The organism is Virgisporangium aurantiacum, from assembly GCF_016863635.1.
In the GTDB taxonomy this organism is placed as follows: Bacteria; Actinomycetota; Actinomycetes; order Mycobacteriales; family Micromonosporaceae; genus Virgisporangium; species Virgisporangium aurantiacum.
This window is the reverse complement of sequence record NZ_BOPG01000017.1, coordinates 86,064-107,713: the sequence shown is the minus strand read 5'-3', so window position 1 is coordinate 107,713 and position 21,650 is coordinate 86,064. Positions and strand designations below refer to the sequence as shown.

General features: G+C 72.3%; 17 protein-coding genes. 8 read left to right on the top strand and 9 right to left on the bottom strand.

From position 1 onward, the window contains the following. Nucleotides 1–106 precede the first annotated feature (106 nt). The 3 genes from Vau01_RS14440 to Vau01_RS14430 all read left to right on the top strand — a co-directional run bounded on the left by Vau01_RS14440 (nucleotide 107) and on the right by Vau01_RS14430 (nucleotide 5,689). Entirely contained in the window at nucleotides 107–1,360 is a 1,254-nt protein-coding gene (locus Vau01_RS14440) for an ROK family transcriptional regulator (RefSeq protein WP_203992130.1), read from the top strand. 224 nt (nucleotides 1,361–1,584) lie between these two features. Continuing rightward, nucleotides 1,585–4,527: a glycoside hydrolase family 3 protein gene (locus Vau01_RS14435; protein WP_203992128.1), complete on the top strand. Its 2,943-nt coding sequence runs from the start codon at nucleotides 1,585–1,587 to the stop codon at nucleotides 4,525–4,527. A 73-nt stretch (nucleotides 4,528–4,600) separates the two neighbouring features. Next, nucleotides 4,601–5,689, top strand: a complete 1,089-nt coding sequence (locus Vau01_RS14430) for a LacI family DNA-binding transcriptional regulator (RefSeq protein WP_203992127.1) — start codon at nucleotides 4,601–4,603, stop codon at nucleotides 5,687–5,689. Here Vau01_RS14430 and Vau01_RS14425 read toward each other — a convergent pair. From Vau01_RS14425 to Vau01_RS14415, 3 genes are all read right to left on the bottom strand, one after another. Then, the gene (locus Vau01_RS14425; RefSeq protein ID WP_203992125.1) at nucleotides 5,686–6,918 is read right to left on the bottom strand and encodes a lipase; all 1,233 of its coding nucleotides are present in this window, start codon (nucleotides 6,916–6,918) and stop codon (nucleotides 5,686–5,688) included. The two genes, Vau01_RS14430 and Vau01_RS14425, sit on opposite strands and share 4 nt — an antisense overlap. 83 nt (nucleotides 6,919–7,001) lie before the next feature. Next, nucleotides 7,002–8,486, bottom strand: coding sequence for an FAD-dependent monooxygenase (locus tag Vau01_RS14420; RefSeq protein WP_203992123.1), 1,485 nt, complete (start codon nucleotides 8,484–8,486; stop codon nucleotides 7,002–7,004). Nucleotides 8,487–8,489: 3 nt separating this feature from the next. Then, complete coding sequence (locus tag Vau01_RS14415) at nucleotides 8,490–9,449, bottom strand: MBL fold metallo-hydrolase (protein ID WP_203992121.1); 960 nt, start codon at nucleotides 9,447–9,449, stop codon at nucleotides 8,490–8,492. 92 nt (nucleotides 9,450–9,541) lie between these two features. Between Vau01_RS14415 and Vau01_RS14410 the strand changes: the two genes are divergently transcribed. The 3 genes from Vau01_RS14410 to Vau01_RS14400 are packed head-to-tail and all read left to right on the top strand — an operon-like array spanning nucleotide 9,542 to nucleotide 11,077. After that, nucleotides 9,542–10,237, top strand: a complete 696-nt coding sequence (locus Vau01_RS14410; protein WP_203992118.1) for an IclR family transcriptional regulator — start codon at nucleotides 9,542–9,544, stop codon at nucleotides 10,235–10,237. A gap of 23 nt (nucleotides 10,238–10,260) precedes the next feature. Continuing rightward, nucleotides 10,261–10,689, top strand: coding sequence for an uL11 family ribosomal protein (locus tag Vau01_RS14405; RefSeq protein ID WP_203992115.1), 429 nt, complete (start codon nucleotides 10,261–10,263; stop codon nucleotides 10,687–10,689). After that, nucleotides 10,682–11,077 (top strand): hypothetical protein, encoded by a 396-nt coding sequence (locus Vau01_RS14400; RefSeq protein WP_203992112.1) that lies wholly within the window; start codon nucleotides 10,682–10,684, stop codon nucleotides 11,075–11,077. Before Vau01_RS14405 ends, Vau01_RS14400 begins: the two co-directional genes overlap by 8 nt. Here the strand turns inward: Vau01_RS14400 and Vau01_RS14395 are convergent. Continuing rightward, the gene (locus Vau01_RS14395) at nucleotides 11,057–11,494 is read right to left on the bottom strand and encodes a hypothetical protein (RefSeq protein ID WP_203992109.1); all 438 of its coding nucleotides are present in this window, start codon (nucleotides 11,492–11,494) and stop codon (nucleotides 11,057–11,059) included. The two genes, Vau01_RS14400 and Vau01_RS14395, sit on opposite strands and share 21 nt — an antisense overlap. 56 nt (nucleotides 11,495–11,550) lie before the next feature. Between Vau01_RS14395 and Vau01_RS14390 the strand changes: the two genes are divergently transcribed. Then, nucleotides 11,551–12,195, top strand: a complete 645-nt coding sequence (locus Vau01_RS14390) for a TetR/AcrR family transcriptional regulator (RefSeq protein ID WP_203992106.1) — start codon at nucleotides 11,551–11,553, stop codon at nucleotides 12,193–12,195. Between the two features lie 68 nt (nucleotides 12,196–12,263). After that, entirely contained in the window at nucleotides 12,264–15,803 is a 3,540-nt protein-coding gene (locus tag Vau01_RS14385) for an ATP-binding cassette domain-containing protein (RefSeq protein ID WP_203992103.1), read from the top strand. Between the two features lie 52 nt (nucleotides 15,804–15,855). On the opposite strand, the gene Vau01_RS14380 is transcribed toward Vau01_RS14385, so the two are convergent. Genes Vau01_RS14380 through Vau01_RS14360 form a run of 5 tightly spaced genes read right to left on the bottom strand, consistent with a single transcriptional unit; the run spans nucleotide 15,856 to nucleotide 21,452 of the window. Continuing rightward, the gene (locus Vau01_RS14380) at nucleotides 15,856–16,881 is read right to left on the bottom strand and encodes a LacI family DNA-binding transcriptional regulator (RefSeq protein WP_203992100.1); all 1,026 of its coding nucleotides are present in this window, start codon (nucleotides 16,879–16,881) and stop codon (nucleotides 15,856–15,858) included. 13 nt (nucleotides 16,882–16,894) lie between these two features. Next, on the bottom strand, nucleotides 16,895–17,902 hold the full coding sequence (locus tag Vau01_RS14375; protein WP_239151578.1) for an ABC transporter permease: 1,008 nt from the start codon (nucleotides 17,900–17,902) through the stop codon (nucleotides 16,895–16,897). Continuing rightward, nucleotides 17,899–18,849 carry an ABC transporter permease gene (locus tag Vau01_RS14370; RefSeq protein WP_203992097.1) on the bottom strand — a complete coding sequence of 317 codons (951 nt, stop codon included), beginning with the start codon at nucleotides 18,847–18,849 and terminating at the stop codon, nucleotides 17,899–17,901. The genes Vau01_RS14375 and Vau01_RS14370 overlap by 4 nt, the downstream gene beginning before the upstream one ends. Then, entirely contained in the window at nucleotides 18,842–20,365 is a 1,524-nt protein-coding gene (locus Vau01_RS14365; RefSeq protein ID WP_239151577.1) for a sugar ABC transporter ATP-binding protein, read from the bottom strand. The genes Vau01_RS14370 and Vau01_RS14365 overlap by 8 nt, the downstream gene beginning before the upstream one ends. Continuing rightward, on the bottom strand, nucleotides 20,355–21,452 hold the full coding sequence (locus tag Vau01_RS14360) for an ABC transporter substrate-binding protein (protein ID WP_203992094.1): 1,098 nt from the start codon (nucleotides 21,450–21,452) through the stop codon (nucleotides 20,355–20,357). The genes Vau01_RS14365 and Vau01_RS14360 overlap by 11 nt, the downstream gene beginning before the upstream one ends. Between the last annotated feature and the right edge of the window lie 198 nt (nucleotides 21,453–21,650).

The window sequence follows — 21,650 nt, the reverse complement described above, 5'->3', positions numbered from 1 at the left end:
CTTTTCGTGTTCCACAAGGGACCGGTCGGCTGGCCCGGAGGCCGGGGCACATGCGGCATGATGGTCAAGCCGAACACCGCACACGCAAGGACAGACGGGCCACAACGTGATCACTGCGCAGCACGGGCCGCAGCCCGCTGACTTCGCCGACGTGCGGGCCACCAACCTCGCCGTCGTCCTGCGCCATGTCCGCCGCCACGCGCCCTGCTCGCGCGCCGACATCGCGGCGGTCACCGGGCTGAACAAGGCGACCGTGTCGAGCCTCGTGGCCGATCTCATCGAGCGGCGGCTGGTGCGCGAGTCCGGCCTCACCGAGCACCGCATCGGCCGGCCGGCCACCATGCTCATGCTCGACGGCACCGCGTACGCGGGCCTCGGCGTCACCATCGCGGCCGACCAGGTCACCGCGGTCGCGCTCGACCTCGCCGGCGAGCAGTTGCTGTCGTGGCGGCGCGCGGTGGCTGGTGGTAGCGCAGCCGGCGGCTCGGGCGGTCCGGCGAGTCCCGGCCGCCTCACGAGTGCGGTGGCCACCGTCGTCGGTCGCGCGGTCAACCGGCTCACGGCCGCCGGGCGCCAGGTTCTCAAGCTGACGGTCGGAGTACCCGGCCTGGTCGACGCCGACGGCACGGTCCGGCTGGCCAGCGACCTCGGCTGGCACGACGTCGACCTGCGCGGCGAGCTGACCCGCGCGCTGCGCAAGCCCGGCTACGACGTGGTCGTCGAGAACGACGCGAACCTCGCCGTGCTCGCCGAGTACCGGTTCGGCGCGCACGCCGCCACGGCGAACCTCATCCACGTCACCAATGCGGCCGGCGTGGGCGCCGGCATCATGCTCGACGGCCGGTTGGTGCGCGGCGGCCTCGGCTACAGCGGCGAACTCGGCCATCTCGAGGTCGAGCCCGGCGGCCCGGCCTGCCCGTGCGGCCGGCGCGGTTGCCTGGAGGCGGTGGCGGGCGCGGCGGCGATCGTGCGCCAGGTGCGGCCGGAGACGGCCGGCGAGGGTGCGGTGCTCGACCTGGCCGCCGAGGTCGACGAGGTGGTGCGCCGGGCCCGCAAGGCCGACCGGGCCACCATCGACGTGCTCGGTCGCGCCGGGCAACGGGTCGGGCGGGCGCTCGCGTCCACCGTGAATCTGCTGAATCCGGAGGTCGTCGCGCTCGGCGGGCACTACGTGGCGCTCGCCCCGTGGCTGCTGCCCGCCGCCGAGGTCGAGCTCGCGGCCGGCTCCATCGCGCCCGGCGGGGGTGGCTGCCGGCTGGTCGCCTCGGCCCTCGGCGCCGACGCGGCGGCCATCGGTGGCGCCGCCCGGTTGCTCGACGAACTCGACGGTGGTCTACTTCCAAGACCCAGCGGGACTTGACTGGGAGCGCTCCCAATGCGAGCCTCGAAAGCCAGCGGCAACACCCCCGAAACACGCGCCGCGCCACACCACCGCTAAGAACACCGTAAATACCTGCAGTCCGTTGTCGAAGCGCTTCGAACGGCAACCGTCGTTGCGGAGACGCGAACCGCGCCTCTCGGCGTCGGTGTCGTCGAAGCGCTTCGACATCGGCTGAGGTGTTCACGACCGAGAGAGGCACTCTCGTGACCGAGCTGAGCGAGCTGAGCGAGCGACCCCCCGAGCTCTTCCGCGATCCCGACGAGCCGCTGCCCGCGCGCATCGACGACCTGCTGGGCCGGCTCACCGTCGCCGAGAAGCTCGCGCTGCTGCACCAGTACCAGGCGGCCGTGCCCCGGCTCGGCATCGGGTCGTTCCGCACCGGAACCGAGGCCCTGCACGGGCTCGCCTGGCTCGGCCCGGCCACGGTGTTCCCGCAGGCGCTCGGGCTCGCCAGCACCTGGAACACCGGCCTCGTCGAGCGGATCGGCGCGGCGGTCGGCGCGGAGGTGCGCGGCTTCCACCACAAGGACCCGGACCGGGCCGGCCTCAACGTGTGGGCGCCGGTCGTCAACCCGTTGCGGGACCCGCGCTGGGGCCGCAACGAGGAGGGCTACGCCGAGGACCCGTGGCTCACCGGCGTCGTCGCCACCGCCTACGCCACGGGCCTGCGCGGCGACCACCCGCGGTACCTGTGCACCGCGCCGACGCTCAAGCACTTCCTCGGCTACAACAACGAGACCGAGCGCGACACGACGTCGAGCACGCTCGGCCCGCGCGTGCTGCACGAGTACGAGCTGCCGGCGTTCCGCATCCCGCTCGCCGCCGGTGCGGCGGTCGCGGTGATGGCGTCCTACAACCTCGTGAACAACCGGCCGGCGCACCTGAGCCCGCTCATCAACGACGAACTCCGCGCGGCGTTCGCGGGGGACCTCCTGGTGGTCGGCGACGCCGGCGGCGTGTCGAACATCGCCGGGTCGCAGCACTACCGGCCCGACGACGTCGCCGGCTTCGCCGCGGCGGTGCGGGCCGGCGTCGACAGCGTCACCGAACACGACAGCGACGCCGCCCGCACGGTCGGGCTGCTCGCCGACGCGCTCGACCGCGGCGAGCTGCGAATGTCCGATGTGGACACCGCGGCGCGGCGGGTGCTGTCGGTGCGGTTCCGGCTCGGCGAGTTCGACCCGCCCGAGCGGAACCCGTACGCCGCGATCACCGCCGAGGTCATCAACTGCGCCGCGCACCAGGATCTCGCCCGCGAGGCGGCCCGGCAGTCGATCGTCCTGCTGCGCAACGACGGGCTGCTGCCGCTCTCCCGCGACCGGCTGCGGCGCGTGGCGGTGCTCGGCCCGCTCGCCGACACGCTGCACGTGGACTGGTACAGCGGCACGCTGCCGTACGCCGTCACGCCGCGGGCGGGTCTGAGTGACCTGCTCGGCGCCGGGTCCGTCACGTTCCACGAGAGCGTCGACCGGGTCGCGTTGCGGACGCCGGCCGGCCACGTCGTCGCGTCCGACCGGGGCGAGGGCGAGCCGTTGGTGGTCGTACCGGATGGCGCCGGCGCCGCGGCCGGCGCCGCCACCTGGTTCGACGTCTTCGACTGGGGCGAGGACGCCGTCGTGCTCCGGGCCGTCGCCAACGGGCGGCACGTCGGTGCCGAGGATAACGGGACGCTCGTGAACGACCGCACCGGCCCGGGCGGCTGGATCGTGCGGGAGACGTTCGCGCTGACGGGCACCGATGGGGGCCGGGCGTTGCTGCGCAACCTGGCCCGCGACCGGTACGTGCGCGTCGACGCCGAGGGCATCCTGCGCGCGGACGCTCTTCTGGACGACGCCACCCCGTTCACGGTGGAACTCGTCGTCGACGGGCGGGCGGCGGCGGCCGCGACGGCCCGGGAGGCCGACGTCGCCGTCGTCGTGGTCGGCAACCACCCGATGGTCAACGGCCGGGAGACGCAGGACCGCGCCGACCTCGCGCTGCCGGCCGACCAGGCGGCGCTCGTCCGGGCCGTGCTCGACGCCAACCCGAACACGGTGCTCGTCATCTCCAGCAGCTACCCGTACTCGCTCGACGCGGTCGCCGCCGGCGCGCCGGCGATCCTGTGGTCGGCGCACGGCGGGCAGGAGTACGGCGCGGCGCTCGCCGAGGTGCTCGTCGGCGCGGTGAACCCGGGCGGGCGGCTCACCCAGACCTGGTACCGGTCGGCGGCCGACCTGCCCGACCTGCTCGACTACGACATCATCGCGGCCGACGCGACGTACCAGTACTTCCGCGGCGCGCCGCTGTTCGCGTTCGGGCACGGGTTGAGCTACACCACGTTCGAGTACTCGTCGTTGACGCTCTCGTCGCGCTCGATGGCTCCGGACGGGGCCGTCACCGTCTCGGTCGAGGTCACCAACACCGGTGACCGCGCCGGCTCTGAGGTCGTGCAGGTCTACACGCGACAGTTCCGGTCGCGGGTCAAGCAGCCGCTGCGGCGGTTGCGGGCGTTCCGACGCGTCGCCCTGTCGCCGGGCGAGCGGTGTGTCGTGGAGCTTCCGCTCCGCGCCGCCGACCTGGCGATCTGGGACGTGACGCGGGGCGCCCGGCACGTCGAGCAGTCGCCGCACCAGGTGTTCGTGGGCGGATCGGCGACCGAGCCGCGGCTGTCGACGTCGGTGCTCGTCGACGGAACCGTGATCCCGCCCCGCGATCCGACCCGGGTCACCCGGGCGGTCGACCACGACGACTACGCCGGCGTGACGCTCGTCGACGCGGCGACGTCGGCCGGTGACGCCGTCGCCGCCACCGAGCCGGGCGGCTGGATCGCCTTCCACGACACGGATTTCGGGTCCGATCCGGGGTCGTGCCGGCTCGCGCTGGCCCGTACCCACGCCGGCACCGCTGCGGTGACGCTGCGGCTAGACGACCCGCTCGGCGGGCCGGTGATCGCCACCGCGACCGTCACCTGCGTCGGCGGGCCGTACGAGTGGTCCGCGGTGAGCGTCCCCGTGCTGGGCGCCCTCGGCCGGCGCGACCTCTACGTGGTGTTCGAGGAGCCGGACACGCGGTTGCGCGAGCTGATGTTCACAGTGGACAGTCCACCGTTCACAGTGGACAGTCCGGCCGACCATGCCGACGGCCCGTTCACCGTGGATACGCCATGACCGAGCGGAGCGAGGGCATCATGAGGCAGAGCCCACCCGGTCAGGGCGGGTCACCACGAAGTGGGGACCCGGCATGACCGCCGCATTCGCGGGACGGCGGCGGCCGCCGGCCGGGCCGGTGACGATCGCCGAGGTGGCCCGGCACGCGCACGTCGCGCCGAGCACCGTGTCGTACGTGCTCAGCGGCAAGCGGTCGATCTCGGCGAGCACCCGCCAGCGCGTCCTCGCCAGCGTGCGGGAACTCGGGTACCACCCGCACGCCGGCGCGCGGGCGCTGGCGAGCAACCGGTCGAACGTCATCGCGCTCGTGTTGCCGCTGCGGGCCGGCATGCACCTGCCGGTGGTGATGCGCTTCGCCGTCTCGGTGGTCACCGCCGCGCGCCAGTTCGACCACGACGTCCTGCTGGTCACCGCCGACGAGGGCCCCGACGGGCTGCGTCGCGTCGCCGCCAGCGCGCTCGTCGACGGGCTTGTGCTGATGGACGTCGAGATGGACGACCGGCGGGTGCCGTTCCTCCGCGACCTGGCCCGGCCGAGCGTGCTCATCGGGTTCCCCGCCGACGCGGCCGGGCTCACGTGCGTCGACCTCGACTTCCACCGGGCCGGCGCCGAGTGCGTCGCGCACCTGGCCGGCCTCGGGCACCGGGGGGTCGCGCTGCTCGGCGCGCCGCACGCCGTCTACGAGCGGGGCACCGGGTTCGCGCACCGCACCCGCACCGGGTTCCTCGACGCGGCCGCCGCGCACGGCGTGCGGGCGGTGGCCGGCCCGTGCGAGGAGAACCCGCTCGCCGTGCGGCGGCGCATCGCCGAGCTGCTGGCCACCGAGCCCGGCGTCACCGGCCTGGTGGTACACAACGAGGCCGCCGTCGAGCACGTGCTGGCCGCGCTGCGCGACCTCGGTCGCAAGGTGCCCGAGGACATCTCGGTGGTGGCGATCTGCCCCGAGGAGATCGCCGAACGCACCGTGCCGGCGCTGACGTCGGTGCAGATCCCGGCCGAGGAGGTCGGCATCCGGGCGGTGGACCTGTTGATGTGCAAGCTGGGCGGCGTCCACCCGCCGCAGTCCACGCTGCTCGCACCGCGGCTGACGGCGCGCGACAGCACGATGACGGCCCCCGCGCGGTCCGAACCACCCGGCGGGGGCCGCCTCCCCGTCAGCTAGATCAGTTCGGCGAACCAGGTCGCCACGTGCGGGACCGACAGCACCAGCGACGTGATGTGGTCGACGTCGCCGGCGTCGGTCAGCGTGACGTCCGCGTTCCTGCCCCGGAGGTTGCGGTAGCACCGCTCGCTGTTGGCGTAGACGGCCTCCGGGTCGCCGTGCGCCCCGAACATCCGCACCGGGGCCGCCGGCGTCCACCGCTCGCACGCGTCGTCGTTGGCGCGGGCGGCGAGCGCGAGCTTTCCGGTCGGGTGCAGCAGTTGCCGCGCCCACTCCGGACGGATGAGGTCGCCGGGCCGCTTCGGCAGCGCGTCCTGTGTCTCCTCCAGGCTGTGCGTGCCGTCGAACAGACCGGCGACGCGTCCGGCGTACGGGCCCAGGAAGACCTCGGACTCGTCGTCGTACAGGTGGTAGATCCGGTTCCAGGCAACCGTGATGTAGGCGAGGTAGTAGGTCGCCGCCGCGGGTTCCACGTCTCCCGTCAGCGCGGCCGGCCACTCGACGTCGAACAGGTGGTACGCGCCGCTGATCGGTGCGAGCGCGCCGAGGCTGAAGTTCCGGTCGGCCCCCCGTTGCAGCGCCCGGGCGAGCAGGAACGAGCCGTTGGCGCCCTGCGAGAAACCGGCGACCGACACCTTGCCGCCGACCGTGCGGCTCTTGCCGGCTCCGCCGGCACTGCCGGCACTGCCGGCTCCGCCGGCGGCGAAGTTCCGGGTGGCCCGCAACGCGTCGACGGACGCGCTGACCATCGTCTCCTTGTGGAAGTACGGATGGGTGCCCGGCCCCGCGCCGAGGCCGAGATAGTCCGGCGCCGTGGCCGCGTAGCCGAGGGACGCGAACAGCACGCCCGCGGCGCGGTCGCAGCACTCGCTCACCGACGGCGCGCCGTCCTTGTCGGACTGGGTTCCGTGCAGCCAGACGGCCGGTCGCAACCGGCGGTCGCCGGAGCGCGGCAGCACGACGAGCGTGCTCGCGGTGGTCGACCGGCCGCGCACGTCGACGGTCTGGTACACCACCCGGTGCGCGTCGACGCCGTACCGCGCCTGCGGCACGTACACACCGACCGGTGTGAGGAAGTCCTCGACCTGCTTCGGCTCCAGGCCGAACAGGAACGTGCTGTCGACCACCGCCCCGCGGTTCGTGGGGCCACCGTCGGTCGCGGCGCCCGCGGGCACCGCAGTTGCCACCGTCGCCAGGAGGGCGAGGACGCCTGCCTTCACAACATTCATGCCCGTAACCATTGCCGGGACCGCTGTCCCGATCACGCCGGTCAGCACCCGACCCGGCGTAGGGCTGTCCCGACCGGTCGCGGTCAGGCTGCCGGTAGGCCCGTCGCGCGGCGGACGGCGGCCGCGATCGCGTCGGGGTCGCCGGCGTCGACGATCGCGGCGATGTGGGCGTCGGGGCGCAGCACCCAGGCCTCGCCGTCGGGCACCTCCGGGACCGTCGCGTGGTCGAGGACGACCGGGTCGCAGGTGGGGCGCCGGGCCCACGCCCGCACCCGGGTTCCGTCGCCGCACGGGACGTCGGGCACCAGCACACCGGGCGCCGGCGGGTTCACCTGTCCGCGGGGCGGCCGGCCGGCGGCGGGGTAGCGGGGGTTCGGGGTGGTCAACGGCGAGTCGGCGTACCAGAACGGCTCGGCGAGCCGGCCCGAGTCGACGAGCGTGCGGGCGGCGGGGTTGGTGGCGGCGCGGTCGAGCACGTCGCGGCGGTAGGCGCGGTCGGCCTCGGTGCGCGGGACGAGGAACCGCATCGTCGCCGCGGTGACGGTGAGGTTCTCCACCGCGGCGGCGTGCCGCTCGAGGTGGTACGTCTCCAGCAACGACTCCGGCGACCATCCATTGTGGACGTGGGCGAGCTTCCACGCGGCGTTCTCGGCGTCCTGCACACCGGAGTTGAGGCCCCGCGCGCCGAACGGCGACACCAGGTGGGCGCAGTCGCCCGCGAGCAGCACCCGGCCGACGCGCATCCGGGGCACCAGCCGGGAGCTGAACCGGTAGACCGAGCGCCAGAGAATCTCGTACGGCCGCTCGCCGACGATCTGCCGGATCCGCCGGTCGAGCCCGCCCGACGCCTCCTCGCCGGCCAGGTCGAAGTCCGGGTTCACCTGCCAGTCGACGCGGAACGTGCCGCCCGGGCACGGGTGCACGAGCACCTGCCGGCCGGGGTTCCACGCCGGGTCGAAGTAGAACCGGCGCTCGGTCTCCCACCCCGGGAGGTCGGTGCGGAGGTCGCAGATGAGGAACTGGTCGTCGAACGTCTCGCCGTCGAACGTCAGGCCGAGATCGGCCCGGATCGCGTCGGCCTTCGCGCCGGCGCAGACCAGGACGTGCGGCGCGCGCAGGGTGCGCTCGCCGGTGGGCGTGTCGCAGGTGACGGTGACGCCCTCGGCGTCCTGCGCGATGCCGGTGACCCGGTGGCTCCAGCGCACCTCCGCCAGCGGCGTGCGGGCCAGCCGCTCGTCGAGCAGTTCCTCGGTGCGGGCCTGTGACACGTTGGCGAACGGCGGGAACGGTGACCGTCCACTGTCGACGAACTCGACCGCGAACAGTTCCCGGTCGCGGTGGTACGTACGGGCGGTGCGCCAGGTGACGCCCTCGGCGGCGACGCGCCGGCCGACCCCCACCGCGTCCCAGATGTCGATGACGTCGCGCTGCTGCACGATCGCCCGCGAGCCGACCGGGTCGCGGGCCGTCCGCGCGTCGAGCACCACCACGGGCACACCCCGGCGGGCGAGCAGCAGCGCGGCCGTCTGGCCCACCGGGCCGGCACCGACGACGATCACCGACGGCACGGGTCAGCCCTGCATCGCGGCCCAGACCTCACGGTCCCGCTCCGCCGTCCAGATCCGAGGCCAGTCCACGCCGCTCAGCTCGTCCCATAGCCTTTGCACGTTGAACGGCAGGCAGTGTTCGAAGATCGGCCATTTGCCGAACGTCGGCGCGAGGGCGCCGTGCACCGACGCGAACGCCTCGCGTGGTGTGCCGCCGCGCGCGTGCACCTCCCGGGTGCGGTCGACCATCACGGTGAGGAACGACCGGGTCTGCGCGATCGCCGCGTCCACCGCCCCGCGCCCACGCGCGACGGCGCCGCGCCCGCCGACGAGCGTCTCCGCGCCGAGCGCCGCGACCCGGTCCAATGTGGACGATGACCAGTCGACGTGGAACGCGTCGCCGGTGTACAGGGCGGCCTGCGCCTCGACGAGGTCGCCGGCGAACAGGATGCGCTGCCCGGGCAGCCACGCGACGATGTCGCCGGCCGTGTGCCCGCGCCCGCAGTACTGCAGGACCAGTTCGCCGCGGGAGCCGCCGAGGTCGATCGCGAGGCGGTCGGAGAACGTGACCGTGGGCCAGGTGAGCCCGGGAATCGACTCCTCGCCGGTGAACAGGCGGGGCATCCGTCCCCGTTCCGACGCCCAGTCCTCCATGCCGCGCTCGGCGATGAGTCTCCGCGCCTGCTCGTGCGTCACGATGTTGCCGGCACCGAACGCGGCCGCGCCCAGCACGCGCACCGCGTGGTAGTGACTCAACACGAGGAACCGCACGGGTTTCGTGGTGTGCTCGCGCAACCGGTCGAGCCAGCGCGTCGCCATCACGGGCGTGGCGCGGGCCTCGAACGCGACGAGGAAGTCCTCGCCCTCGACCGCGCCGACGTTCGGGTCGCCCTCCGCGGTGAGCGCGTAGACGCCGTCGCCGATCACCTCGAGGGTCTCGGCCTTCTCGTCGAGATCGGCCGACGAGGCGAACGGCTTGACCACGGCGATCTCCCGTTTCTATATTCGAAAAAGTATTTCTCGTAGAGGTGACCGGACTATATGCGCGCCGTCACGGTGCGACAAGGGGGCGCACCGTGGCGCGACCGCGCAAGGAGCAGGCGACCCCGCACTCGCAGACGCTCGACCGCGGGCTGCGGCTGCTCACCGCGATCACCGACGCGGGCGGTCCGGTCGATCTGGCGGTGCTCGCCGCCGGTGTCGACCTGCACCGATCGGTCGCGTACCGGCTGGTGCGCACGCTGGAGGACCACCGGCTGGTGCGGCGCACCACCGACGGCCGCTACGAACCGGGGATCGGCCTGGCGGTGCTAGCGGCGAGCGTCCGCCGGCCGGTACAGGCCGCCGCGATGCCCGAACTCACCCGGCTCGCCGAGCGGGCGCGGGTCACCGCGTTCCTCGCGGTGCGCGACGGCGACGACGCGGTGACGGTCGCCAGCGTCGAACCGCCGCACGGGCCGGCGCACGTGGCGTACCGGCCGGGCAGCCGGCACCCCGTCGACCGGGGCGCGCCCGGGCTGGCGCTGCTGGCGGGTGCGCGGCCGCGGGCGGGGGAGCGGCCGGAGGTGGCGCTGGCCCGGTCCCGTGGCTACGCGACCTCGCGCGGCGAGGTGATCCCGGGCCTGGAATCGGTGGCGGCGCCGGTCGTGCGCGGCGACAACTCCGTCGCCGGCGCGGTCGCGGTCGTGTTCCTCGCCGGCACGGCCGATCTCGGCGACCTCGGCGCGATGGTGGTCGAGGCCGCGGCGGCCGTGCGGTTGACCCTCCAGTAGCTGGAGTTCCTAGCGTCGCCCGCATGGCACCTCCGAAGAAGTCCCGTGAGCTGACGCTGGAACTCGACGCGGGCAACGCCGCGATGGTCGACCTCGGAAAGATGCTCGGCCCGACGGGCGTCAACACGCGTCAGGTGAAACTCGACTACGACGCCGCGACGGCCGGTCAGCGCGGCGAGATCGTGCCGGTGGTCGTCACCGTGTTCGAGGACCGCTCGTACGCGCTGCGGTACAAGACCCCGCCGACCGCCTACCTGATCCGCCGGGTGCTCGGCCTGTCGTCGGGCTCGCCTCGGCCGGGTTCGCAGGTGGTCGCGAAGATGTCCCGGGCGCAGTTGCGCGAGGTGGCCGAGCGCAAGCTGCCCGACCTGAACACCGACGACGTCGACGCGGCGATGCGGCAGGTGGCCGGCACCGCCCGGTCGATGGGCGTCCTGATCGAGGATGACTGATGGGCTGTGGCGCGGGGTGGTGCCGCCGTACCGGATCCTTGACCCCGCGCTGCGCGACGCGGAAACTTTGCTGGCAACGGCTTTCGCCGACGTGGTGGCGGTACTCCCGGACGAACGCGCCGCGGCCCGCCGGCTGAACCGGTTGCTGGCCGGCGCGCGGCTGCGCGTCGAGCCGCTCGACGGGCGCTGGCGCATCGCCGTCACCGATCCGGTCGGCGCGGCCGCGGCGGCGCTCGCGGTCGTCGCCGTGGCCGGCGGGTGGCATCGCGTGAAGCGGTGTGTCCGATGTGGACGGACGTTCGTGGACCGCACGAACGCCGCGACCCGACGCGGCTGCGCCGACCACCCGGCCCGCCGCCGGTTCGCCTCATCCGGCGATCTCCGGTAGGTAGGCGACCAGCACTGCCGCGCTCAGGAGGCAGGCGGCGGTGCGGATCAGGTCGGCGCGGCGCAGGGTGCGGTAGGTGCCGGGCTGGAACCCGTCGCGTTGCAGGCGTACGTGCGACGGGATGGCGGCGGTGACGGTGGCGATCAGCGCCGTCAGGCCGCCGAGGGCGACCAGGCCGGCCGCCCACCGGGGGAGGTGATCGGCGCCGACCAGCGGCAGGGTCGCGCACGCCAGGAAGTAGGCGAAGCCGGGCGCGATGATGACCAGCGGGATGCGGCGGTTGTAGCGGCGGTGGTACTCGACGAAGGAGCCGGCCGGCACCGCGGCGTAGAGCGGGTAGGTGACCTGGCTGGTCATCAGCGACACGCCGGCCACGTAGACGGCCAGGACGGTGAGGGTGAGGAGGTAGGCGGTCACGGGGGCTCCATATTCGATACGGAAGATCAGTAACGAATATACTGTAGCGTGGGCGGGTGCCACCGGGAACCGCGAAGCCGCGTCGCGTGTACGACAGCTCGTTGCGTCGGGAGCGGGCGCGTGCCCGGCGGGCGGCGATCCTCGACGCCTGCCGCGCGGAACTCGCGCTCTCCGGGTACGCGGGACTGACCGTGCGGGCGGTGGCCGAGCGGGCGTCGGTGTCGCAGGAGACCGTCTACAAGGCGTTCGGGGGCAAGCGCGAGCTGGTGAAGACGTTGTACGACGTCACTCTGGCGGGTGACGACGAGCCGGTGCCGATGGCCGACCGGCCGGAGGTGCGGGACCTGCTCGGCGCGACCGATCCGGCGGTGACGGTGGCCGGCTACGCCCGGCTGGCGCGCCGGATCTCCGAGCGGGTCGGAGTGATCGTGGCCGCCCTCTCGGCGGGTGGGGCGGAGGCCGCCGCGATCATCGGGGAGACCGAGGCGGAGCGGCTCGTGGGTGTGACGGCGTTCGTGCGGCACGTCGAGTCCGCCGGCCGGTTGGGTGCGGGTGTCGATCCGGTGGCGGCCGCCGAGGCGTGCTGGGTGCTCACCGCGCCGGAGGTGTACCGGCTGTGCACCGCCGTCCGCGGGTGGACGGGTGACGCGTACGAGGTCTGGCTCACCCGGATGCTCACCGCGGTGGTCCTCGGCCCGTAAATCGTTTGAAACGCGGCGGGTACCCGGACAGCCTGGAGGCTCAGCCAACTTCTCGGGGTACTTCTGCCATGCGCCTGTTACGCGACCTGTGGGTCACCTCGCCTCGCCGTACGGCGGTGGTGGGCGTCCTCATCGTGCTCGGTGCCATCAGCGACTCGCTCGCGGCGGCGTTCGCCGGTCCGGTGCTGCTCGACCGGTCCCGGGTGCTGTTCGTGCTGCTCGCGGTCGTGCTCGTGGTGGCGGTGGGCACCGACCTGGCGCGGGGTCTGATCACCGCCGGCCTCACGGCCGACTGGGCGGCCGACGTGCGTCGGCGGTTGGCCCGCGTCGCGTTCGGGCAGGATCTGCCCACATTGGAGGGCACGCCGGTCGGTGAGCTGCTCGACCGGATGGACGGCGACGTCAACCAGGTCGCCGGCAGCCTGCGCGGGCCGGGCGTGCGCATCGTGCAGGCCGCCGCCACCGGGCTCGCCTCGGTCGTCACCGCGTTCGTGGTGTGGTGGCCGGCCGGGCTCGGGATGCTCCTCGTCACCACGGTGCTGGGGGTGGCGCTGCGCAAGCCCACCGCCCGCATCACGCCCGCCCGGATGGGTGAGGAGGAGGCGTGGTCCGACCTCGCGGCGGTGATGGAGGAGTCGATCCACGGCCAGGACGACGTGCGCACCAGCCTCGCCCGTCCCTACGTCCTGCGGTTGTTCTCGCGGCGGGCGCAGGTGATCCTCACCCGGGGGCGCCGGGTGTGGCTGCTGTCGGCCAGGGTCACCTCGTCGGCGGCCGCGGTGATGCGGGCCGGTATCGCCGCGGTGGTGGTGGGCGGGGTGGTCGCCATGGTCGCCGGGCGGATCGACGCCGCGCGGCTCACCGCCATCTGGCTGCTGGTGCTGGCGTTCGGGTCGATGATCGAGCATGTCAGCCGGATGGTGCCGGAGTTGCAGTACGCGCTCGGGGCGTGGAACCGCGTCCAACTGCTGCGGGAGGCGAAACAGGAACCCGCGGGCGGGCGCGCGCCGGTCGACGGTGACCTCTCCGTACGCGGCCTCACCTTCCGGTACTCGACCAATTCGGACCGCCCACCGGCCCTGCGCGACGTGAGCCTCACGTTCGCCCGGGGCCGTTCCTATGCGCTCATCGGCCGCACCGGCTCGGGCAAGTCGACGCTGGCGAAGGTGCTCACCCGCGCGGTCGACGTGCCGCGCGGCACCGTGTTCCTCGGCGGCACCGACCTGCTCGACCTCGACCTCGACGGGCTGCGCCGGTGGATCGCGATCGTGCCGCAGCGCACCGAGATCCTGGCCGGCACGCTGGCCGAGAACATCGCGCTGTTCGACCCCGCGCTCATCGGGCCGGCCGGGCGCGCGCTCGACGAGCTCGGGCTCGGCGAATGGGTCCGCGACCTGCCCGACGGGCTGAACACCAAGCTCGGCGACGGCGGTCACGTGCTGTCGGCCGGGCAGGAGCAGCTGGTGGCGTTCGCGCGGATCCTCGTGCGCGACCCGCACGTGGTGATCCTCGACGAGGCGACCGCGCGGATGGATCCGGTCACCGAGGGGCGCGTCCAACGGGCGACGGCCCGGTTGCTGACGGGCCGCATCGGCATCGTGGTGGCCCACCGGTTGTCGTCGGTGCGCAGCTGCGACGAGGTCGTGATGCTCGCCGACGGCGAGGTGGTCGAGGCGGGCCCGCTGCACGAGTCCGACCGGTTCGCCCGGCTGCTCGCCACCAGCCACATGGCGTCGGGGCCGGCGTCGTCTGAACTAAGGAGCGCAGGGAGCGAAGCGACCGGAGCGACGAGGGAAGACGGCGCCTCAGAGGCCCCGACGCCCGCGCCCGCGGAGGCGGGCGCCACCAGCACAGTGGCGACGGTGAACGGAGGGGAACCTCACGCCGTCATCTCGAATCCGACCGGCAGAGCCGCGCCGCCGGAACTGCCGCGACCACCGAAAGCCGGCGCGTTGCGTGAGCTCTTCCGGTTGATGACAAACGATCCGCGGTACGGGCTGCTGTCGGTGGTGTTCTTCCTGACGATGACGTTCCTCGGGCTCGACGGTGTGCTGCTGCCGCTGCTGTGGGCCGACCTGGTCGACGGTCAGCCGTTCTGGCCTGCGGTCGGCATCGTCGCGGCGCTGCTGCTGGCGATGCCGGTGCCGTGGTTCACCAACCGGTGGTTCCCGGAGTGGTGGGTCCGGCAGATGCTGCGGATCAGCCTGCGGTTGGTGCACGGGCAGACCGGCGCGCGGCGGGTGAGTTCGCACACGCCGGCCGAGGTGGTGGCGCAGGGCGGTGACACCGAACGGGTGGTGGAGCTGGCCGACAACCTGGTCGACCAGTTCATCGCGATGTTCGTGCTGGCGGCGATGACGGCGGTGTCCGGCTCCGTCGTGCCGGGGATGTTCTTCCTCGGGACGATGGTGGTGTCGGGCCTGGCGTCGACGATGTTCGCGCCGTTGCTGGAGAAGTCGGCGCAGGCCACGGTCACGGCGCGGGCCGCGTTCGCGACCTCGTTGGTGTCGTCGCTGTCGGCGGCGCGCACGGTGAAGCTGTCCGGTGCGACCGATCCGGTGCTGGGGCACCTGGCCGGGCTCGACACGGTCCGGAGCGCCCGCGTGCGGCGGGAGATCCGGCTGCAGGTGCTCGCCAGGTCGACGCCGGCGCTGGCGGCGGGCCTGCTGCCGATCGGCGTCTGGTACATGTACCTGAGCGGCGACCTGAGTGCCGGGGCCGCGCTGGTCGCGGTGTCGACGCTGGGGTCGGCGCACTGGTTCGCGTGGACCACGGCGTCGCTGGTGGCGCACCTGCCGTCGGCGCGCGTGTGGACGAACCGCACGGTCGCGATGACGGGCGTGGCCGCGTACTCGGCGGGCGTGCCCGGCGTCGACGTGGCCACCGGCAGCGCGCCGGCACCGCCGACCGCGCCGCGCAACCCGTTGCGGCGCCTCGACCTCACCGGCTTCACCGCCGTGCACGAGGACGGAACGGTCGGGGTGCGCGACATCGACCTGAGCGTCGAGCGCGGCAACCTGGTGCTGGTGGTCGGTCCGGTGGGCGCGGGCAAGTCGTCGCTGCTGCGGGCGATGGCCGGCATCGTGCACCACACCGGCGCGCTGCGCTGGAACGACGAGCCGGTCACCGAGCCCGAGGTGTTCCTGCGGCCCAACCAGGTCGGCTACGTGGCCCAGCTGCCGCGGGTGCTGTCCGGCACGGTCGCCGACAACATCCGGCTCGGGTACGACCTCGACCCGGACGGCGCGGTGTCGACGGCCCAGCTCGACCACGACCTGTCCGGCACCGGCGGCGGGCTCGGCCTCGTGATCGGCCACAAGGGGACCCGGCTGAGCGGCGGCCAGTTGCAGCGGCTGGCGCTCGCCCGGGCGCTGGCCCCGCACACGGAGCTGCTGATCGCCGACGACGTCTCGTCCGCGCTGGACGTGACGACCGAGCTGGAGCTGTGGCGGGCGCTGCGCGAGCGCGGGGTCACCGTGGTCGGCTCGACGTCGAAGCGGGCCGCGCTGGTGCAGGCGGATCAGGTGGTGGTGCTGATCGGCGGAAAGGTGGCCGCGAAGGGCTCCTGGGACGACCTCCAGGGCGCCTGGGGCCACCTGGCCGGCTGATCGTGGACCTCCCCGTGCACGGGGAGGTCCACGATCGCGCGGAAAGTGAACGTTAACGTATGGGGCGGAGGCCGCCGAGCGTGCTTTCGCGGGTGATCAGGCGGAACGGGGGCTGGACGTCGTACGGGGGGCTCACCGGCTTGCCCTCGATGCGCGCGATCAGCGCCTGCACCGCCAGCCGGCCGATGTACTCCTTGTCGGGGGCGACCGTCGTCAGCGTCGGGGTGCTGAAGCGGCCGTCCTCGATGTCGTCGATGCCGATCACCGCGATGTCGTCGGGGATGCGCCGGCCGGCCTCGCCGATCGCGCGCAGCGCCCCGATCGCGATCAGGTCGTTGTAGGCGAACACCGCGTCGGGCGGGCGCGGGAGGTCGAGCAGCGACCGCATGGCGCGCAGGCCGTCCATGCGCCCGAACTGGGCGGTGCTCACCACGAGGTCGTCCTCGAACGGCAGGCCGGCGGCGGCCAGCGCCTCGCGGTAGCCGAGGAACCGCAGGTGCGCCGACTGGCGCAGGTCGCCCGGCTGGGAGCCGATGAACGCGATGCGGTGCCGGTCCAGCGAGACCAGGTGCTGCACGGCGGCGTGGCTGGCCGCGATGTTGTCGATGGCGATGTGGTCGTGCGGGACGTCGTAGACGCCCTCGCCGATCAGCACCAGCGGCGTCGACACGGACCGGGCCAGGACCTCCTCCCGGGTGATGCTCACCGGGGAGAAGATCAGCCCGTCCATCACCTGCAGGCGGGACCCGGTCGCCAGGATCAGCTCCTTGTCGCGGTCGCCCGCCGTGTCCTCCATGACCAGCGTGTAGCCGAGGCCGGCCGCCTCCCGGATCGCGGCGCCGGCCAGCTCGGCGAAGTACGGGTTGTTCAGCTCCGGGATGGCCAGCACCACGATGCCCGTGCGGCCGCTGCGCAGGTGCCGGGCGCTCAGGTTGGGGGAGTAGCCGAGTTCGTCGATCGCCTGCTGCACCCGCAACCGCGTCGCCTCCCCGACCGGCCGGTATCCGTTGACGACGTTGGACACCGTCGCGAGCGAGACACCCGCCCGCTCGGCGATGTCCTTCAGGCTGACCCCCACGTACGAGCCCCTCTCATCGCAGCCGCCGGACCCGGCTCAGGTAGCTCTGGGTGACCACGACGACCACCAGGAACGCACCGCTCACCACCGACTGCACCGACGAGGTGAGGTTTCCGATCTGATTGATGACATTTTGGATGACGCCCAGCAGCAGTACCCCGCACAGCGTCCCGCTGACGGTACCCGCACCACCGATCAACAGGGTGCCACCGATGACCACCGCCGCGATCGCGTCGAGCTCCATGCCGACACCGAGGATCGTGACGCCCGACCCGAGCCGGGCCGCGTTGAGCGCGCCGGCGAACCCGGCGAGCAGACCGCTCAACAGGTACGTGAGCACCTTGATGCGGGCCACCGGCAGGCCCATCAGAGCAGCCGCGTCCTCGCTGCCGCCGATCGCGTACACGCCCTGACCGTACCGGGTCCGCTGCAACAGGACGCCACCGAGAACGCACAGCAGCACCGCCAGCCACACCGGGTAGCCGAAGCCGAGGAACGTCCCGCGGCCGAGGTCGAGCAGGGTGGAATCGCGGGGCACCAGGTACGTCTTCGCGCCCTCGTCGGTGATCGCGAGCAGCAGGCCGCGCGCGCCGAGCAGGCTGGCGAGCGTCACGATGAACGGCGCCAGCCCGGTGTACGCGATGACCAGGCCGTTGACGAGCCCCACCGCCCCGCACACCAGCAGCGGCGCGAGCAGCGCCGGCACGAACCCGTACTGGCTGGCCCACGCGGCCACCACCCCGCCGAGCGCGAACACCGAACCGACCGACAGGTCGATGCCGCCGGTGATGATCACGAACGTCATCCCCAGCGCGACCACGACGAGGAACGACGACTGGATGCTGATCCCGGTGACGTTGTCGAACGTCGCGAACGAATCGAAGACGAGCGACGCCACCGCGATGGCGATCAACAGGACCGCGAGAGCACCGTGCCGTTGCGCGAGCGCGGCGACGCGCTCGCTCCGGGCGATGCGTTTCTCCGGAACCTGCTGGGTTTCCGCGGTCATCACGGCTGTCACCGGGTCCTCCGTTGCCTCGCCACGTACACCGCCACGAGGATCACCACGGCCTGTACCAGTTGCGCGGTGGAGTCGGGGAGGTCGTGCTTGATGAGGGTGGCCCGCAGCAACTGCATCAGTAGCGCGCCCGCCACCGTGCCCAGCACCCGGATCCGGCCACCGGTCAACGGTGTGCCGCCGACCACCACGGCCGTGATCGCCGACAGCTCCATCAGGTTGCCGATCGCCGACGGGTCGCTCGCGGTGAGCCGCGCCGTGGCGAGCACGCCCGCCAGCGCCGCGAACACTCCACACAGGACATACGTGACGATCAGCACGCGCTTCACCGGCAGCCCGGCGAGCTGGGCCGCCGGCCGGTTGCCGCCGATCGCGACGAGCTGGCGCCCGTACGTGGTGCGGTGCACCACCAGGCCGACGACCGCCGCGAGCACGATGGCCACCGCGGCGTTGAGCGGGATCCCCAGGACCTCGTTCCCGCCCAGCGCAAGGAGATCGGCGTTGCGGATCTGCTTGAGCTGCCCGTCGGCGATCACCAGCGCGAGCCCGCGCCCGGCGACCAGCAATGCCAGCGTCGCCACGATCGGCTGCAACCCGACGACCGCGACCAGTGAGCCGTTCAACAACCCGGCCATCGCACCGGCCACGAGCGCCATCAGGACCGCCGGCCAGACCCCGAATCCGAGATACAGCGGGATCACCGCGGCGGCGAGCGCCATCACCGACCCGACCGACAGGTCGACACCCTCGCTGCCGATCACCAGCGCCATGCCGAGCGCGACGATGACGACCGGGGCCACCTGCACGAGTTGCGTGCGCAGGTTCGCCGTCTGGAGGAAGTTGTCGGTGAAGAACGCGTTGAAAATCAACAGGACCGCGACCGCGCCGTAGACGCCGTAGTCCTGGACGTAGCGCGAGACCTTCTTTGGATCGATCGCGAGGTCAGTCATGGGTTGCCTCCGCGGCGATCGTCGCCATGATCGCGTGCTCGCTCACGTCGTCGCCGATCAGTTCGCCGACGACCGCGCCGGCGCGCAGCACCACCACCCGGTCGGCGCCCTCGACCAGCTCCTCCAGATCGGAGGAGATGAGCACGACGGCCAGCCCGTCGCGGGCCAGCTCGTCGATGAGCTTCTGCACCTCGGCCTTGGCGCCCACGTCGATGCCGCGGGTGGGCTCGTCGAGCAGCAGCAGCCGCGGGTTCAGGCACAGCCACCGGGCCAGCAGCACCTTCTGCTGGTTGCCGCCGCTCAGTTCGGCCACCCGCTGCTCCGGGCTGGAAGCCTTGATGCGCAACCGTTCCATGAAGGTCTTCACGATCCGGTCCTGCTTCCCGCGGGTGACGATGCCGGCCGTGGCGAGCCGCGGCATCGCGGCCAGTACGATGTTCTCGCGCACCGACAGGTCGGGGATGATGCCCTCGGCCTTGCGGTCCTCGGGCAGCAGCGCGATCCCCTCGCGCAGCGACGCGGCGGGGGAGAGGCGTTTCATCCGCTTCCCGCCGACGGTCACCGATCCGTCGTCGAGCGGCAGGGCGCCGACGATCGCCTTCGCGGTCTCCGACCGGCCCGAGCCGAGCAGCCCGCCCAACCCGGTGACCTCGCCGGGTCGCACGTCGAACGAGACACCGTCGAGAACGTGGCGCTTGCGCAGACCGTCCACTTGCAACAGTGGCTCGGTGGACGCTGCTTCGCCGTGATCGCCGAACCCCGTCACCCCTTCGCGTTTCACCTGGACCAGATCGCGGCCCAGCATGTGCGAGACCAGCGTGAGCCGGTCGAGCTCCTGCATCGCACCGGTGTGCACGACGCGCCCGTCGCGCAGCACCGTGACCCGTTCGCAGAGCGCGTACAACTCGTCGAGCCGGTGGCTGACGTACACGACCGCGATGCCCTGCGTGCTGAGCTCGCGCACCACCCGGAAGAGCGTCTCGACCTCGCGCGGCTCCAGCGAGGACGTCGGCTCGTCCATGATCAGAACCTTTGATCGGACCGCGACAGCTCGTGCCAGCGCGACCATCTGCTGCGCCCCCAGGCTGATCGAGCGCAGGGGTCGGGTGACGTCGACGTCGATGCCGTATTTCTTTAGCGCGGCGTCGGCCTCGCGGTTCATGCGCGTGACGTCGACGAGCCCGAACCGGCGCGGTTCCCGCCCCAGGAACAGGTTCCGGGCGACGCTCATCAGCGGGACGAGGTTGACCTCCTGGTAGATGGTCGAGATCCCGGCCTGCTGCGCGTCGAGCGGCCGGCCGAAGCTGACCGGCTCCCCCTGGTACCGGACCTCGCCGCCGTCGGCCCGGTAGACGCCGGTGAGCACCTTGATGAGCGTCGACTTGCCGGCGCCGTTCTCCCCGACGAGCGCGTGCACCTCGCCGGGGCGAACCGACATGCTGACCCGGTCGAGGGCCAGCACGCCGGGGAACCGCTTGGAGACCTCGTGGGTCTCCAGAACAGCTTTAGTAGGCACTGCTCAGCGAAGACTGTGCGTTGGTCGAGTCGTACTCGCGGTCCTCGATGATGACGTTCTCGGGGATCGAGGTGCCGTTGTAGAAGTCCAGCGCCGTCTTGAACGCGAGCGGGCCGAACCGCGGGTTCGACTCGATCACCGCGTTGATGGTGCCGTCGACGATGGCCTGCACGGCGTTCTTGGTGCCGTCGATCGACACGATCTTGACGTCCTTGCCGGGGTTCTTGCCGGCGGCCTTCAGCGCGGTGACCGCGCCGAGCGCCATCTCGTCGTTCTCCGCGTAGACCGCGGTGATGTCGGGGTTGCTGGAGATGAGCTGCTCCATGACCGCCTGGCCCTTGTCGCGGGCGAACTCGCCGGTCTGCTGGGCGACGATCTGCAGACCAGGTGCCTTCGCCTTGACCTGGTCGACGAAGCCGTTGGTACGGTCCGTAGTTACGTTATTTCCGGACGAACCAAGCAGAATCGCCACCTTGCCGTTGCCGCCGGTCGCCTTGATCATGGCGTCGGCGGCCCGCTTGCCCTGCTCGACGAAGTTCGAACCGAGGAACGCCAGGTAGTCCTTGCAGCTCTTCGAGTTGATCTTCCGGTCGATCGTGAGCACCGGGACCTTCTTGGCGGCGGCGGCCTGCAGGGCCGGCTCCAGGCCGTCGGAGTTCAGCGGCGCGATGATCAGGAACTGGGCGCCCTGGTTGAGCATGTCCTGAATGTCGGCGATCTGCTTGCTGAGCTGCGACTGCGCGTTGGTGACCAGCAGCTGCTTGACGCCCTGCTTGGCCGCCTCCGCCTTGATCGACTCGGTCTCGGCGATCCGGAACGGGTTGGCCTCCTTCTCCGACTGGGAGAAGCCGACGACGGCGTTCTTCAGGTCGAGCTTGGTGGCACCGTACTGCTGCAGCGTGCAGCTCGGGCCGCTCGCGGCGGAGCTGCTGGCGACGACCTGGGCACCCTCAGTGCCGGACGTGGTGGGCTTGTCGCCGTCTTCGCTCTTGGTGCAGCCGGCGAGCAGCACGAGCAGTGCCGCGGTGGCGATGGTTTTTCTGGCGGTCTTGCGGGTGCCGATGGGCACGCGGGTACGAAGGGTCATGAAAGGGACTCCTCAGGGCGGCGGGTGAGGGGGATCGGCGCTCCCGGTGGGTGTGGGGGCGCGCTGATTCATCGATCGATGGTTATTGACTCGATCGTCGTGAGGGCTCTATAACGTTAAACACACGGCTTCGACGACGACAAGAGCCGTGACGGCGCCGTTATGAAAACGCTCTCTCGCCCCGCCTCGGCGCCGTAT

What these genes read in the sequence shown, in the direction of transcription:
- Vau01_RS14360 (WP_203992094.1), bottom strand. Translation starts at nt 21,452, where the DNA reads ATGACCCTTCGTACCCGCGTGCCCATCGGCACCCGCAAGACCGCCAGA.
- Vau01_RS14370 (WP_203992097.1), bottom strand. Translation starts at nt 18,849, where the DNA reads ATGACTGACCTCGCGATCGATCCAAAGAAGGTCTCGCGCTACGTCCAG.
- Vau01_RS14405 (WP_203992115.1), top strand. Translation starts at nt 10,261, where the DNA reads ATGGCACCTCCGAAGAAGTCCCGTGAGCTGACGCTGGAACTCGACGCG.
- Vau01_RS14430 (WP_203992127.1), top strand. Translation starts at nt 4,601, where the DNA reads ATGACCGCCGCATTCGCGGGACGGCGGCGGCCGCCGGCCGGGCCGGTG.
- Vau01_RS14425 (WP_203992125.1), bottom strand. Translation starts at nt 6,918, where the DNA reads ATGAATGTTGTGAAGGCAGGCGTCCTCGCCCTCCTGGCGACGGTGGCA.
- Vau01_RS14385 (WP_203992103.1), top strand. Translation starts at nt 12,264, where the DNA reads ATGCGCCTGTTACGCGACCTGTGGGTCACCTCGCCTCGCCGTACGGCG.
- Vau01_RS14400 (WP_203992112.1), top strand. Translation starts at nt 10,682, where the DNA reads ATGACTGATGGGCTGTGGCGCGGGGTGGTGCCGCCGTACCGGATCCTT.